Origin of the sequence: Leptolyngbya sp. Cla-17, assembly GCF_016807185.1 — a bacterium.
Classification (GTDB): Bacteria; Cyanobacteriota; Cyanobacteriia; order Leptolyngbyales; family Leptolyngbyaceae; genus ULC077BIN1.
In genome coordinates this window covers 83,215-99,066 of record NZ_JAEVYN010000001.1, presented here as the reverse complement: position 1 = coordinate 99,066, position 15,852 = coordinate 83,215, and the positions used below count along the sequence as shown (strand labels likewise).

The 15,852-nt window shown below is 47.3% G+C and carries 13 protein-coding genes; 8 read left to right on the top strand and 5 right to left on the bottom strand.

Annotation, left to right across the window (positions count from 1 at the left end):
- Nucleotides 1-62: 62 nt before the first annotated feature.
- The 3 genes from JOY44_RS00440 to JOY44_RS00430 all read right to left on the bottom strand — a co-directional run bounded on the left by JOY44_RS00440 (nt 63) and on the right by JOY44_RS00430 (nt 3,448).
- On the bottom strand, nt 63-770 hold the full coding sequence (locus tag JOY44_RS00440; RefSeq protein ID WP_197984847.1) for a sugar transferase: 708 nt from the start codon (nt 768-770) through the stop codon (nt 63-65).
- A 174-nt stretch (nt 771-944) separates the two neighbouring features.
- Nucleotides 945-2,342 carry a hypothetical protein gene (locus JOY44_RS00435; protein ID WP_171571845.1) on the bottom strand — a complete coding sequence of 466 codons (1,398 nt, stop codon included), beginning with the start codon at nt 2,340-2,342 and terminating at the stop codon, nt 945-947.
- Between the two features lie 77 nt (nt 2,343-2,419).
- Nucleotides 2,420-3,448: a peptidoglycan recognition family protein gene (locus JOY44_RS00430; RefSeq protein ID WP_197984846.1), complete on the bottom strand. Its 1,029-nt coding sequence runs from the start codon at nt 3,446-3,448 to the stop codon at nt 2,420-2,422.
- 330 nt (nt 3,449-3,778) lie between these two features.
- Between JOY44_RS00430 and JOY44_RS00425 the strand changes: the two genes are divergently transcribed.
- The 5 genes from JOY44_RS00425 to JOY44_RS00405 all read left to right on the top strand — a co-directional run bounded on the left by JOY44_RS00425 (nt 3,779) and on the right by JOY44_RS00405 (nt 9,497).
- Complete coding sequence (locus JOY44_RS00425; protein WP_171571844.1) at nt 3,779-4,969, top strand: BMP family ABC transporter substrate-binding protein; 1,191 nt, start codon at nt 3,779-3,781, stop codon at nt 4,967-4,969.
- Between the two features lies 1 nt (nt 4,970).
- Nucleotides 4,971-6,116 (top strand): ABC transporter permease, encoded by a 1,146-nt coding sequence (locus JOY44_RS00420; protein ID WP_171571843.1) that lies wholly within the window; start codon nt 4,971-4,973, stop codon nt 6,114-6,116.
- A gap of 70 nt (nt 6,117-6,186) precedes the next feature.
- Nucleotides 6,187-7,143, top strand: a complete 957-nt coding sequence (locus tag JOY44_RS00415) for an ABC transporter permease (protein WP_171571842.1) — start codon at nt 6,187-6,189, stop codon at nt 7,141-7,143.
- Between the two features lie 87 nt (nt 7,144-7,230).
- The gene (locus tag JOY44_RS00410) at nt 7,231-8,802 is read left to right on the top strand and encodes an ABC transporter ATP-binding protein (RefSeq protein ID WP_171573614.1); all 1,572 of its coding nucleotides are present in this window, start codon (nt 7,231-7,233) and stop codon (nt 8,800-8,802) included.
- 2 nt (nt 8,803-8,804) lie between these two features.
- Nucleotides 8,805-9,497 carry a cysteine hydrolase family protein gene (locus JOY44_RS00405; protein WP_171571841.1) on the top strand — a complete coding sequence of 231 codons (693 nt, stop codon included), beginning with the start codon at nt 8,805-8,807 and terminating at the stop codon, nt 9,495-9,497.
- A gap of 72 nt (nt 9,498-9,569) precedes the next feature.
- On the opposite strand, the gene JOY44_RS00400 is transcribed toward JOY44_RS00405, so the two are convergent.
- Nucleotides 9,570-10,415, bottom strand: coding sequence for an HTH domain-containing protein (locus JOY44_RS00400; RefSeq protein WP_171571840.1), 846 nt, complete (start codon nt 10,413-10,415; stop codon nt 9,570-9,572).
- Between the two features lie 75 nt (nt 10,416-10,490).
- Here JOY44_RS00400 and JOY44_RS00395 point away from each other — a divergent pair, with 75 nt between their 5' ends.
- The 3 genes from JOY44_RS00395 (at nt 10,491) to JOY44_RS00385 (ending at nt 14,227) form a co-directional block, all read left to right on the top strand.
- Nucleotides 10,491-10,700: a hypothetical protein gene (locus JOY44_RS00395; RefSeq protein WP_171573613.1), complete on the top strand. Its 210-nt coding sequence runs from the start codon at nt 10,491-10,493 to the stop codon at nt 10,698-10,700.
- Nucleotides 10,701-10,702: 2 nt separating this feature from the next.
- Nucleotides 10,703-12,838 carry a polyphosphate kinase 1 gene (gene ppk1 / locus JOY44_RS00390; protein ID WP_171571839.1) on the top strand — a complete coding sequence of 712 codons (2,136 nt, stop codon included), beginning with the start codon at nt 10,703-10,705 and terminating at the stop codon, nt 12,836-12,838.
- Between the two features lie 357 nt (nt 12,839-13,195).
- Entirely contained in the window at nt 13,196-14,227 is a 1,032-nt protein-coding gene (locus tag JOY44_RS00385; RefSeq protein WP_171571838.1) for an RNA polymerase sigma factor RpoD/SigA, read from the top strand.
- Nucleotides 14,228-14,382: 155 nt separating this feature from the next.
- Here the strand turns inward: JOY44_RS00385 and JOY44_RS00380 are convergent, their stop codons facing one another.
- A complete protein-coding gene (locus JOY44_RS00380; RefSeq protein ID WP_171571797.1) occupies nt 14,383-15,456 on the bottom strand; it encodes an IS630 family transposase in 1,074 nt (357 codons plus the stop codon).
- Between the last annotated feature and the right edge of the window lie 396 nt (nt 15,457-15,852).

Below are 15,852 nucleotides of genomic sequence, written 5' to 3'. Positions count from 1 at the left end.
GTTGCTTGGGTTCAGGCACCATTCAAGCACTTCACAGGCAAATCGGTTAACTGTTTTGTTTTCTAGAATGCGCCCTTTTTGTTCAGCACAACTAATACTGTTTTTAGGATTAATTGCAAATCGTAAAGAATTGACCATTTCGCTTGGTAAGCTACATCCATTTCCACGATCGCTTCAAAGTTCAATACGGTTGATCGCCCGTTTGCTTGCCATTCCCCTGTAATTCCGGGCTTTACGTTCAATCGCTCCCAATGGTGCCGTTTATATCCCATAACTTCATCAACCGTTGGAGGTCGGGTTCCCACTAAACTCATGTTGCCTTCTAGCACATTCCAAAACTGAGGAAGTTCATCGAGGCTAGTTTTACGTAAAAATCTGCCAACACGAGTGACTCTAGGGTCGTTGCGATTCTTGAAAATGCCGCCTTTCGCCTCGTTATGAACGAGATGTTTTAATTTGTCCGCATCCACAACCATGGAGCGAAATTTCCAAATTTTGAAGGTTTTACCTTGGTGTCCGCACCGAATTTGGCTATAAAAAAGTGGACCAGGGTTGTCAAATTGAGTTGCGATCGCAACTGGAATGGCAACAAGCACGGTGATAATTAACCCAATCAACGCACCGACGATATCAATTAAACGTTTAATGCTGCTTTGAACGGAAGGATGTACCACAGAAGGGCAATCTTGAGCTTGCCTGGGTGACAGGGGAAGATGACTTGCTTGCTCTAACAGGGCTGATTTGACAGTTGATGAATTAGTGATAATCACGGTCCTAGCCTGCACAAGTAGGAAAAAATAAATTGCCTCAGGACAACCATACGTAATTACGCTGAGAGTACCTAGGGAAATTTAAAGCATTTGCCCAATCTTTGAACTGGCACCGCTTGTTTAAAGTTCCGATGTTTTTTCACAGCTAGATACATTTTGCTGCTAGTACAAAAATTAAGGATGAATCGCCACATCCAAACTATTTTCTGGAAAACCCGCGAATATTTTGGGTAGATAGAGGCATCCTTTTTCACATTGAACGAGTGAACTAGAGAGAGATCGCACCGAATCTGGTTTTGCAGATAATTGCATTTTCCCAGTCAAACGGGCTAAATCAGCACTAATTTGCATGGCAACAACTGCTGCTCCATGGCGATTCAAATGGCTAGGATCGGCAAAGTAGCGATTTGAGTCAAGTCCTGGCTGCAAACCTAGATCTTTAAATCTCAATCGTCGAGACCTTTCAAACCGTTGCATCCCTCTGCGAAACTGATCTTCATATGCAAATCGAGCGGCATCCAAATAGGTTTGCGTCAGTGGAAGATTGACAAATACGAGCGGAATCTGCTGTTTATTCGCAAAATTGACCACTCGCTCTAGGGCATTGATTTGCCTGCCAGCGAGAGTAAACCTGATGTAGTCCGCATCGTAGTAACCCGATACTTTAGGAAACCGTTGAAAGTAGACTTTGGGGTCAAATTGAGTGTTGACAACTTGAAAGCCTAAAGCTTCAACGGCTGTCATAGATGGCATCAACGGCGAGGATGAGGAAATTCCTGATCGGATCGTCACTTTTGCAGTTTGATGACAGGCATCGTTCATGGCACTCAATGGCACTTCTCTAGGTTGAGTCGATATGGATTTGAGTTGAGGGGTCAATTGCAGCGGCAGTATATCCATGCAAATTTGCCCAACTTCTAAACCACTCGTTTGGGAACTAGGTGGACGACGAATTCCTGCACCAACCTTGTAGCCCTGGGAGGCACGAATCTTATTGAAGGTATGGTCAATCCGACCACTGTTAAAGGCGCGTGCTCCATCTGCCCAAACAATCAGACGAGGCAGTTGCTCGGTGGTGAGTAATTGCCGCAGCAGCCAGTCTACAACCTGTGCAGTGGCCCCATTGATTCCAAAGTTGAAGATTTTTAGGTTGGGATAGCCGCGTTTGGCGAGGGCTTGCTGAAGGGCCATCGGATCGACTCCTTGTAATGCGCGAGAACTGCCCACAATCAAAATGTCGGGCTTGCCAAATTGGGCTAAATAGTGAGTATAAAGCTGTAGTTGGCGATCAAGTTGCTGGCTATTAAATGAGGGATAGGAGGAGGAGAAAGGGCCTTGGGCTGGAAGAGTGGAAGTGTCTTTGGGAAAAGATGGAAGTTGGATAGGCTGCTGAAACGGAGGCTGCGATTCGTGAAACGATCCCTTTGGGAATCGCTCGATTGGTGACTCAATTTTAATTTCTACTACAACATCGCCGGGTGCAGATGTCGCTGATTCAATACCTAGAGCAATCGTGCATATTAAAGTGTTTAATATCGCTAGACCCAACCTTGTCCGTTTAAGCCATTCCATATCAAACATAAGAACGCGTTAACTCAAGTCAACCATAGCGTTCTCTAACTCCGCAATCTTCTGCGACCTAATATTGATTAAATCGCTCGTTTTTGCTGGGGCGGGCGACTCGCATTTTTGGCTTGTCGGATCGGTTGTTTTAATCCGTAAGCTACTTGAGGCACTACACATCCTATAGGAATTTCAACCGTTTTGGTGTAACTCTGCATTAGCTGAAAAAACTGTGAGGAGCTAAAGTTTCTAGGGTCCATTCGCTGCCCGGAGCGATCAACGGCTCTATGAGTTGTGATGCGAGTATCTGGCACACCAGTTTTAGAAATGACCCAGGCAAGAGAGTGATATTGCTGGATTGTATAGCCACTGTGAGTAGGGGCATTTGTATTGCCATCGGGTGGGCTTTCCAGCGCAACATGATAGGAAAAGTTATTTACTGATGGCGGAAATTTAGGATGCGTTTTAACGGCTTCTGCAACTCCATTTACCCCAAAAAAGATTGAGTTGCCAGCACCATAAGCCCGTTTGTCCGGAGGAACAAGATACAAAACTGTGCCATCTCGCTGAATCAACGTGTGGTAGCTGGCTTGGTCCTTCTCGTTAGGGTGCCGAGTGCGGAACAAGTTTAAAGTGCCGCCAGCGGACCCAACTGTTTCATGCAGCACCACCAGGGGCGGTAAGAGAGCAGAGTTTCCATTTACGTCTCTTACGTAGCGATCGCCATAGTTTGTCGGATCGATCAAAAAAACCGCTTCTCGTGGCTGATAGCTAGATTGAGCGGATCTTATCAGGTTGCTTGGGTCAGATGGAGCGATCGCGTTGGCAGCCAACGTACGTCGGAAGCGCTCTAACTCAACGGGTCCCAAAGGACGTTGCATTGAATTTGATGAATTTCGCAATCTGGAAGATTTATTAGCTTCGGGTTGCAAAGCACAGTCTAAAGGGTTTACAGATTGGCTGACTTTAAGAATTGCCGGGACAGCTTTTATCGGCTGACTTTTTGCAGGTTGCACCTTTGACGGCGCGATCGGTTTTACTAATGGTTTGATATTGACAGACTTAAAGGCAGTAGGAGACTCAAACTCGGTGCGTTGAGTCTGTCCAGTTGCCACACTGATTATCAGTGTTAGGGCGCAAAGTGTGATTAATAGAGTAGCAGTGAACAGATTTCGCCTCACAATTTGCAATCCCCTCACGGCTTGTATAGAAAAATTACGCTTTGGAATACGATAACGGCTCACTTATAAAATTCAAAGGATCATAAATTGTTAAATTTTGCAACCTCCTTCAGTGTTGTTTAAGATACATTCTCATAGCTTATTTTCAAATATTCTGACAAAATAATTCTTGAATCTTCCCAGTCAGCAATTCACTATTTACAATTCCTCCTCATCCATATTTATGCTGTTTGTTCAATAAGCTATCAAGGAGACTTTTGAAGAGTGAGTAATCGATACATTTATGTTCCCCGCCGTCAGGTCATTCGAGGGATTTTAGCAACAGCAGCATTTGGTGCAACTTCTAAGCTCTGGACGGGATGTTCGTCTTCTCCAACCGATACTGCCAGCACAAGTGGTGGTAGTGCTAGCCCAGATGCAGGCAAACCTATCACAATTGGCTTTATCTACAACGCCCCCAAAGCTGACTATGGTTGGAATCAAGCCCATGCTGTTGGTGCTGCCGCGATCGCCAGCACACCGGGCATCAAGATCATTGAGCAAGAGAGCGTTCCTGAAACCAAAGAGGTACAGGAAGTCATGCGCAACATGATTGATCAAGATGGCGCAACTGTTATTATTCCTACCTCTTTTGGCTATTTTGATCCTCACGTGTTAGAGGTCGCCAAGTCTTATCCAGATGTGCAGTTTTTGCATTGCGGTACGCTTTGGAAAGAAGGTCTGGCTAACAATATCGGCAGCTTTTTTGCGCTGGTCGATGAAGGGCAATACCTTGCCGGACGAATCGCCGCCCAAGCGAGTAAAGAGGGCAAAATTGGCTTCGTAGGCGCAAAGCCTATTAATCCGGTGATTCGGAACATTAACAGCTTCATGCTAGGGGCACGCAGCATCAAGCCAGATATCAAAATGCAGGTAATTTTTACGGGCGACTGGTCATTACCTGTAAAGGAAGCAGAAGCTACTAACTCTCTTGCCGATCAGGGTTTTGATGTCATCGCCGTACATGTTGATAGTCCCAAAGTTGTGATTGAAACAGCGGAAAAACGAGGGGTATTATCCAGCGGCTTCCACTCCGATCAGGCTGCTTTGGCACCCAAAGGCTATCTAACTGGAACAATGTACAACTGGGGCACGATCTATAAGAACTATGTGGAGCTGTTTAAAGCTGGCAAAACGCTGATGAATAGTGGTGTGCCGCACCAATTTATTGGCGGCATTGCAGAAGACTACATTGGGCTTGCAACCTTTGGTCCAGCCGTGACTGAACCGATCAAAAAAGATGTAGAAGCAGCGAAAGCGAAGCTTGTTGATGGTTCAAGCGTTGTTTATAAAGGTGCTATTAAAGACAATGCAGGCGCAGTCAAAATCCCTGCCGGTACTACCTATAAAGTCACCGCTCCTGAATTGACCAAAATAGATTGGTTGGCTGAAGGCGTTTCTGGGAAGACAAGTTGATATGGCACTAAGTCGTTCCAACTGGCGATCTACGGCGGAGTCTATCGCGATTCCGCTAGCAGCATTGCTGGTTGCTTTGGTCTTGTTCGGCATCTTTTGCATGTTTAGCGGCAAAAATCCCTTTGCGATTTATGGTGCCATTTGTAAAACCGCGTTTGGAAGCTGGAATGCTTTTCAAGGAACCTTGCTGCGGGCTGCTCCTTTGATGTTGACAGCACTTTGCACTGCGCTTCCAGCTCGATTGGGATTAATGGTGATTGGAAACGAAGGAGCCTTAGTTTTGGGAGGGTTGGGGGCGGCAGCGATGGGGCTGATTTTGTCCTACGGCAGCATTACGCCTTCTCCAACACAACTGCAAGCGACGCTAGGGCTGGCTCCGACTTTAGTTCAGATTGGCATGGCGCTTGGAGGGATTGTTGCTGGTGGTGTTTGGATTGCGATCGTCGGTGCATTACGCCACTATCGGGCGGTTAATGAAACGATCAGTAGTTTGCTGATGAACTATATCGCGATCGCCCTGCTCAACCACCTGGTAGAGGGTCCCTGGAAAGATCCTTCTTCTTTAAACAAGCCTTCCACTTTCCCGATTCCAGAACTCTATCGGCTGGGAAATATTGGCTCTACCCGAATTCACTACGGGCTGATTTATGGATTGGTGGCTTGTGCGATCGCATATTTTTTGATTCAGCACACAACGTTTGGATTTGCCGCTCGCACTGCTGGCGGCAATGTCAAGGCTGCTCGCATTGCGGGATTGCCTGTGGGTAAACTGACCATCATTATTTGCTTCTTGGCTGGCTCTTGTGCTGGGTTGGCTGGCATGGTCGAGGTGGCAGCCGTTCAAGGGCAGGCAAACGCATCGATCATTGCTGGCTATGGCTATGCTGGCATTCTCGTCGCCTTCATTGCACGGTATAACCCTTTGGCAGCAGCGGTTGTGGCGATTTTGCTGGGCGGCATTATCAACAGTGGTGGTGCGCTCCAGCGATCGTTTGGGATGCCCGATGCCACGGTTCTCGTATTTCAAGGACTGGTCTTTCTAGTGGTTCTATACAGCGAATCGCTGTATGGGCGCTTTAAAGTCTTCAAGGAGCCAGAGGTTCCTCTATCTCCACCACCTGTGTCATCAACAGCAGTGACTGTCTAGGGGTGGGTTCATCGTTGATTATTGCGATCGGTTTGATCAAGTTTGGCAATTGATTTGGAGGATCTCCTTAATGGCAGCAGAAGCACTGGGTTGGTGGGGGGTTCCATTGGGCATCTTGGCAGGTACCCTGCGAGGAAGTGCGCCCTTTCTTTTCGTTAGTTTGGGGGAATGCCTAACTGAGAAAAGCGGCAAGATTAATCTGGGTTTAGAAGGAACCTTGCTCACAGGTGCAATGAGCGCTTATGCCATTTCCTATCTGGCTTCCGATAAATGGGGCATTCCAGCGACAATTTCTCCCTGGTTGGGTGTATTTGTGGCTGGTTGTGCGGGCATGATTTTGGGCTTCATTCATGCCTGGTTGTCTCAGCAACCCAAGGTGAATGATATTGCGGTTGGGATCGCCATGATTATTTTTGGTAGCGGGATTGCCTTCTTTTTTGGCAAAGCTTTCATTCAGCCCAAAGCACCTCAGCTACCAACCATCGATTTGGGTGGATGGAGTACGATGCCAGCTCTCCAGTCTGCCCTTAAAATTAGTCCCCTGTTTATCGTTGGGGTCATTCTGGCTCCCTTGATGGCATGGTTTTTCAAATCGACCCGGTGGGGTTTATTTGTGCGTGCGGTTGGCGACAGTCCTGATGCTGCGTTAGCAATGGGAGTTTCCATTAAGCGTGTGCGTATGCTTTGCATCATTGCCGGCAGCTTTTTGGCAGGAATCGGCGGAGCGTGTTTGTCTCTTTACTATCCAGGGCTTTGGTCGGAGAGTATTTCGAGTGGTCAGGGTTTAATGGCAGTGGCTCTAGTCATTTTCGCCCGTTGGAATCCGGTTCAATGTCTGTGGGCATCCTTATTTTTTGGCGGTGCCCAGGCGATCGGTCCAGCTTTACAATCGGTTGGCATGGATCAAGGGCGCTACCTTTTCAATGCCATGCCTTATATTTTGACTCTGCTAGTTATGGTTATTACCTGTTCGCCTAAGAAGACTCTATCGGGGGCACCGGGTGCGCTAGGAACGATTAATGGCTAAGTGCGATTCATACAACGATCGCCGCGAGAATCGCCAGAACACAGTCTAAATGCTAGAGATTTACGCAAAGCAATCGGAGATTTTAAGATGGCAGAAGTTGCGAACCCAGTTGACCAGGTTGATCAGGCTACCCCGGATGTGATTCATTCCGCTGCTCCCCCAGATTTAGAAGTGGTCAACATGACCAAACGGTTTGGCAGCCTCATTGCCTTAGACAATGTGTCGCTTCATCTCAAGCCTGCTACTTTTCATGCGTTGCTCGGCGAAAATGGTGCCGGAAAAAGCACCTTGGTGAAATGCATCATGGGCTTTTATCGCCCGACCCATGGAGATGTGCTGATCGATCAATATTCCCGCGAAATTGACAGTCCTCGCGACGCTCAACGGTATGGCATTGGCATGGTGTATCAGCATTTCACCTCTGTACCTGCTATGACTGTTGCCGAGAATCTGGTCTTGTCGCGGCTTGAAAGTCCTGGAGTGATCAATTGGAAGCAGGAGATGGAGCATCTTTCTGCCTTTATGGAAAGTTCGCCTTTTAAGGTTCCTTTAGAGGTGCCCGTGGGACAGCTAGCGGCGGGGCAAAAGCAAAAGTTAGAAATTCTGAAACAGCTTTATCTGAAAAGCAAAATTTTAATTTTGGATGAGCCAACCTCTGTGTTAACACCCAGTGAAGCGGACGAAGTGCTGGGTTTGATTCGCGAACAGGTCACGGACGGCAAGTTAAGCGTGCTGATTATTAGCCATAAGTTCCGAGAAGTGACAGCATTCTGCGACGAAATTACGGTGCTGCGGAAAGGAAAATTTGCCGGCACGGGCTTGGTCAAAGACTTAGCTGTCTCAGATATGGCTGAGATGATGATGGGTGAAAAGCGTGAGCCGACCCCCGTTGATAAATCTGCTCATAGTGAAATGATGCCTGTTTTGCAAGTACAGGAGATGCACGCCAACAAAGATAACGGTGTGGAAGCGGTTCAAGGATTAAGCCTGACGGTTAACAGCGGTGAAATTGTTGGCATTGCTGGAATCTCTGGAAATGGGCAGCGTGAATTTGTTGAGGTGTTGGCCGGACAGCGAGCAGCAACAGGCGGGAAGATTTTGGTGAATGGCGAGACATACAGCATGACGCGTGCTGAAATGTATAAACACCGGGTGTTTGTGCTGCCAGAAGAACCTCTAAAAAATGCGTGTGTTTCCCATATGAGCGTGGCAGAGAATTTGGCATTGCGGACATTTGATCGGCCTCCGCAAGCGAAAGGCATTTTGCTGCTGTTTAAAGCCATTCGTGAAACGGCGAGTAGCTTAATTACCTCGTTTAAAATTAAAACGCCCTCTCCTGAAACTCCAGTGGGTCACTTATCTGGAGGCAACGTGCAGCGAACAGTTCTCGCACGTGAACTGTCAGCCGATCATATTAATCTGTTGATTGCTGCAAACCCTTGTTTCGGTCTGGATTTTGCGATGGTGGATACGATTCATACGCAAATTTTGGCAGCCCGAAATCGCGGTGTAGCAGTGCTGTTGGTCAGTGAAGATCTAGATGAATTGCTGAAACTGAGCGATCGCATCCTGGTCATTAGCGAGGGAAACTTTACCTACGATAGCCCGATTGATCAAGCAGACTTTAAGGCGATCGGTCAAGCAATGGCAGGACACTAATCATGACAACGATCGCTGCTCTTCCCTATGAATATGAGCTACCAGAATCAGGCAAGGTGGCGCTGATAGTAATTGATATGCAACGAGATTTTCTAGAGCCAGGGGGGTTTGGAGATGCCTTGGGCAATAATGTGAGCCTACTACAGGCGATCGTGCCTACCCTCAAGTCACTCATAGAAGGGTTTCGCTCTATGGGATTGCCCATCATCCACACCATCGAGTGCCACCAGCCCGATTTATCCGACTGCCCACCTGCCAAACTCAAGCGCGGCAAGGGAAATCTGACGATTGGCAGTGAGGGCGGCATGGGACGAATTTTAGTGAAGGGAGAAGTGGGCAACGGCATTATTGCAGATCTCGCGCCCTTGCCAGGAGAATTTGTGATTCATAAGCCGGGTAAGGGGGCTTTTTATGCCACCACTCTCGACTCGATTTTGAAAGAGCAGGGGATTACCCACTTGTTTATTACCGGGGTGACTACTGAAGTCTGTGTGCAAACCACCATGCGAGAAGCGAACGATCGCGGCTACGAATGTCTGATGGTAGAAGACTGCACCGAGAGTTACTTCCCTGAATTTAAACAAGCGACTCTCGAAATGGTGAGAGCGCAAGGCGGCATTGTTGGATGGACGGCGATCGCGGCAGAAGTACTCAACGGTTTGAAACACTGGCAGCCTGCTAAAGCGTTGGTTTAGTCAGAGTGCGTTTCGGCTGCGCGATCACACTTTGCGCACTCACACTCTGCGCGATCGCGATGTATTTGTCATTCACCCTTCACCTATCGCTTCTCTCGGCACAAAGGCTTTCCCGTTATAATTCCAGGCGATACCTTCGGGGTCGAGCGTTTGGCTCCATTCGCCAAAATTTGTTCGTTCTTTATAGCGGCTGATCGTACTGCTGCTGACTCCAAGGCGTTGGGCAAGTTTCCTGCCAGAGAAGGATTGAGTCTCCGTTTCCTCCATCCACTCCATGTAGGCATCCCAGAAAACCAACAGGAGCGCCATCGCCATCATGGCAACGATTTCTGGTCGCTGCAAAACGGTTTGCAAAGAACTCCAATCCTCATTTGCCAAGCGTGTATCAGTTTGATTTTTTGGTTCAACCAATGCACTGCTTGGTTCAGTCAATGGATTTGATAGTTCGGTTAATTCATTTATTGGTTCAACCAATGCACCGCTTGGTTCAGTCAATGCACTGCCTAGTTCAGTTAATGGATTTGTTGCAGACGATGGTGCAGGGCGTTCAGGTGAAAAGCTGGACAGATTAATCGCTGGGTTTGACATAGCACTTGGGAAAGAAAAAGGAGAGGTCGCTTGAAAGGGTGCTTCAATCGTCTGCGTCCACAACATAGCGCGATCGCCCCGATGCTGCGCATTAATTTCTACCGTTGAAATTTCATCAATTGCCAATTCACTGATCAATTCATACACTAGACGCACCGTAGGCTCCTGCTCGATGCTAGAGAACGTTTCAATGAACACCGATAGGTAATTGCCTAAACGGATGACGCTAGCGGTAGCGTCGTAGTGCTGAGGTAGAGTGTGGCTGAGGATCGTGGCGATCGCAGTAGCGTCACCTCGTTTTGCCAGTTCCAACGTGATTGCAGAAGGCATAATCAGTCAAGTGTAAACTGTGGAGATGGGCATTACGAGGAATTATAGGAGGGTTATTCGCTAGTGGATAGTCAAATGGATAGTGAAAAACTGGCCGGTTACATTGAGGCGACCAATGGCATCTCCAAACCTTGGCTGCTGACCCAACTACGTCTCAAAAAACTACAAGAAATGCGAGAAACTTTGTCAGCAGATGAATATGAAACCGCGCTTACGGATATTCATGCAGACCTAATGAATTTGGGAGAATGGTGGATTGGGCAAGAAGATGAGGTATTTGGTTAATCATGCCTAGACGCAAAATTTCGATGCCGGCTGAGCTAGACCTGAGCGAAACACAATACTATTTCAGCCGTGAACTCAGTTGGCTAGAGTTTAATAACCGCGTGCTGAATGAAGCCTTTGATCCACGCACTCCCCTACTGGAACGGCTGAAATTTTTAGCAATTTTTAGCTCCAACTTAGATGAGTATTTTATGGTGCGGGTCGCTGCCTTGAAGCAACAGGTCGAGGCACAAGTCACGAAGCGATCTCCCGACGGACGAACTGCCCAAGAACAGCTTGACCTAATTCGGCAGCGCTTGCATCCGATGGTATCTCAAGCGCATCTCCATTTTGATCAAGCGCTCCGTCCGCCCCTCTCTTCTCACGGCATTTACCTGCTCGATTACATCGATCTCAACCAAGAGCAGCGCACTTATTTTCAGCAATATTTTGATGAGCAGATCTTTCCAGTGCTCACACCGCTTGCGATCGACCCTAGCCATCCGTTTCCCTACATCTCTAACCTCAGCCTCAATCTTGCCGTTGTCATGAAAGAAGGGGAAAACGGTAAAGAATTGTTTGCGCGAGTCAAAGTGCCTAAAATTCTGCCTCGGTTTTTGACACTGCCTGAAACCCTGCGGCATCAACAGAAAAATGTCACTGCCATCTGGACGGGCGTACCCCTAGAGCAAGTGATCGCTCACAATTTGGCGGAGCTATTTCCAGGAATGGATATTCAGGAATATCATCCCTTTCGGGTGACCCGCGACAGTGATCTGATGCTAGTGGAAGATGATGCAGATGATTTACTGCTAGCGATCGAACAAGAACTGCACAAGCGGCGGGTGGGTGGTTCTATCGTTCGTTTAGAAATTCATACATCAATGCCCGAATTGTTGCGAACCATGCTGATGGAGGAGATGGATCTAACAGCAGCAGATGTCTACGAAGCGAATGGTATTCTCTCGTTGCGAGATCTGATGACGTTTTTAGAAATACCATTGCCCGATCTGAAAGATCCACCGTGCTACTCCTCCGTACCCCAACCATTGCGTGATAGCAGCAAGATCGGCTTGGATAGCACTGAGCAAGAAGATAATTTATTTGCCATTATTCGTAAGCAAGATCTGATGGTGCATCATCCCTACCATTCCTTTTCGCGCACCGTCCAACGATTCATCACCGAAGCTGCCGAAGATCCAGATGTACTGGCAATAAAAATGACTCTGTACCGCACATCCGGGGATTCGCCGATTGTGCAGGCATTGATTACAGCCGCAGAAAACGGCAAACAGGTGGCGGCATTAGTGGAAATCAAAGCCCGATTTGACGAGGAAAATAACATTAACTGGGCACGCAAGCTAGAAAGTGCAGGCGTTCATGTCATTTATGGGCTGGCGGGTCTCAAAACCCATACAAAGGTGGTGCTGGTAGTCCGACGCGAGGAAGGGCGCATTCGCCGCTATGTCCATGTTGGTACAGGAAACTACAATCCAAAAACCTCGCGCATCTACACCGACATCGGCTTGTTGAGCTGTCGGGAAGATTTGGGGGCTGATTTGAGCAATCTATTTAACTATCTGACCGGTTACTCTCGCCATCACACTTACCGAAAATTGCTGGTGGCCCCTTCAGGTTTACGCAATCGCATGACGGAATTGATCAACCGAGAAGCCGCGATCGCTCGGCAAGGTCACCATGCGCGGATTGTTGCCAAAATGAATGCGCTGGTTGATCCAAAAATGATTGCCACGCTATATCACGCATCCCAGGCAGGGGTACAAATTGATTTAATTGTGCGGGGTATGTGTTGCTTGCGTCCAGGAGTAGCAGGCGTGAGTGACAATATTCGTGTGATCAGCATTGTGGGGCGCTTTTTAGAACACTCGCGGATCTTTTATTTCCACAATCAGGGTCAAGAAGAGATCTTTATTGGCAGTGCAGATTGGATGACGCGCAACCTGGATCGACGTGTGGAAGCCGTTGTGCCGATTGAAGACCCCGAGATCGCCAAAGACCTGCAAGAAATCTTAGGCATCATGCTGACAGACAATCGCCAAGCGTGGGATCTACTCCCCGACGGACGATATATTCAGCGTCATCCAGTCGGCGATAGCCCCGAACAAAACTCTCAAAAAAATTTGATGGAAATTACGTAATCATTTTCGCCATCCTCGTGTAGGATAAAGCCTTAGTTTGGATTGACGGAAAGAGCGACTTTAATTCAGTTGCTTGGAAGTAGATTTGAATCTTTTTTACAAGTATTCTTCTGCTTCACAATTCTCACTACTTCGCCGCTCAAAACTTTTGATGAGTCAGTTTTTATAGCGACTCATTCATCGCTGCTTGAAATCCTTTTAAGGAAATGGGCGGTTTTTGCAAAACATCTTGAATGCCCCAATGTTTAATACAAAAATTTAGACTTTTTTTGGAAGTAAGGGGTGCATTTACCAAGATTTTTGATAGAGTTGGAGGCAATTTTACTCAACTTTTTCCTAAAGCTTATGTGAGTGTGTATGAGTGCCGAATCGCCTTCTAAAATTAGCCAAATTGATGCTGAAGTAAGTTCCCTTGAACAAGAATTTGATGTCGATCTCTCTGCTGAAATTGATATTGACTTGGATGAACTGAACAGTTTAGAGAAATTTGAAACGGTTGAATTTGCTCCTAGTAAACCACCCGTTAAAATTAGCAAAGCAGAACGTTTAGGGCTTACAGATGATTCAGTTGGGCTATTTCTGCGTGAGATGGCACGCTACCCGTTGCTGACTCAAACTCAAGAAATTGAGTTGGCACGCGAGATTGCCAAAGGCGGTCCCCAGGCGGAGCGCGCAAAACGTAGATTGGTGCGTTCAAACCTACGTTTGGTTGTTTCTATTGCGAAGAAATACTTAAATCGTGGAGTTCCTTTTTTGGATTTAATTCAAGAAGGTGCCATGGGTTTAATGCGGGCCGCTGAAAAGTTCGACTATGAGCGTGGCTATAAATTTTCAACCTATGCGTATTGGTGGATTCGTCAGGGAATTACCCGCGCGATCGCATCCCAATCTCGAACGGTTCGTTTGCCCGTTCACATGGTAGAAAAACTTAACCAAGTTCGTAAAGCTCGTCAATTACTTTCTCAAAAGTTTGGACGTAAGCCAACGAAGCAAGAAATTGCAGCAGAGTTAGACATTGATGAAGATAAGTTAGATCACGTTTTAGATGTGAGTCAGGGAACTCTTTCTCTTCATGCCTGGGTAGGTCGAGAAGAAGATACCGAATTAATGCAATTGATTGAAGATTCGGATAATGTTGCACCAAACGATTGTTTAGATCACAAACTACTGTGCGATCGCCTCGATTCGGTTTTAGAACACTTGAGCGATCGAGAAAGAGAGATCATTAGACTGCGGTTTGGTTTAACCGATGGGCAACATTACACCCTTTCTGAAATCGGTGAACGGTATCAACTTTCGAGAGAACGAGTTCGCCAAATCCAAGCAAAAGCCATGCGGAAGCTACGCCATCCCAGACGGCAAGCGCTTTTGAAGGATTGGATGCGCTAAGGGAAAGAGACTCACATTACAAGCTTCTGAGCAATCAGGAGATAGAAGCTAGAAGCCAGGAGAGCCTACAAACTTCCCCTGGCTTTTTCATGCGGAGTTAGACCCTCACCGCTCGGCTAATACGGAATTGCGGAAGGCAGTACTTTTTGACCAGATTAAATTGCTTGAATCCAATCAAAGCCCACTTTGCCTTGAACTATCACAGGATGCTGCATCAACCATTGGCACCGCTTGACTAAGACATCCTCTAAAGCATCAAGATTGTCAAACACTTGATTAGCGATTGCTTCGCGCAGCAAAGACCAGACACATTCAGTGGGTTGCAGTTGGAGGGTATAGGGCAATAGCGGGTAGAAGAAAATGCCGGGGGGCACCTGAAGTTTTTGGCTCATATGCCACGCGGCCTGATCAACCAATAGAATGATCAACTGCTGACGATGGGGATTGACCTGAGCCGCAAATAGCTCTAACGCCATCTGCATCATGGAGACATTGGCACGGGGCAATAAAAGGAAGTAGCTCGCTCCAGTGGCAGGATGGACAAAACCATAGGTGTAGACCCATTGATAGCGGCGAGAATGATGCGCTGATGGGCGTTCTCCTATGGGTGCCCAAACCCGCCTGACAATGGGTTGCAAGCCTAATCGAGCTTCGTCTTCCGCCCAAATTACAATCTCCCGATTGGGAAACAACGAGCGCAACCACGCCACATGACCTGCTAATCCTGCTTTGAACTCTGCTTGCTGCTCAAGGGTTGCGCTTTGATGATGCACCGGACGCGGCACCTGCAAGCTCAACCCCAAACGTCGTAGATACTTCCAGGCTGTTGAGGGGTGTAAGCAAATGCCAAAGTAGGTTTCGATATACTCCCCAACTTTCGGTCCACTCCAGAGTCCGCCATCATCCGGGGCACTCTGTAAGCGTTGCCGCAATAGCCGTTGCTGTTCATCACTTAAAGCCAACCGATTGCCCCCAGGGTTCAAGCGTTGCCGATTGACTAGTCCGACCGCACCCTCGGCGTTGTAGCGACGGGCAATTTTCCGCACTCCACTACAACTGAGTCCACAAATCTCAGCGGTTTGTTCGATGCTCATCGGAGTCTTTGGATGACTGAGCAATCGAATCACCAACCAACGGTTTTTCTCGCCAGCATCTTGGCACTGAACATACCGCTGAGTTAGATCTGCGTAGTCTAGATGAGGGCTAATTTGAGTGCGGGGTCGAGGCATGGACAGAGTACCTTTTTCATCTTGCTAAATGATACTCCCCTACTCAATTCCGTATAAGCTCGCCCAGCCGACTATCTCACGTCAAAGCTCAGCCCTACCCTATTAGGAGAGAGAATTTGGAAATTTCTGAATTCTTTCTTGATGGAGAAGAGTTTGGGGTAAGCGCTGCAAAGGTAAATGCATCCAACATCTCCAACACCATAGTTTTGGATTCATTACTAAACAGTCATCATCGCAACACAGCGAAACATTGATTTTCAGTTTTTTAGCAGGTATGAGAATGATCTTAACGATTGAATTTATTTTTGCTTAACAAGCTATTAAAACGTTCTTAAAACACTCAATTTTTTATCGAAAAGATATAGCTTGAATTATCGAAAAAGAAGAGAGTGACTG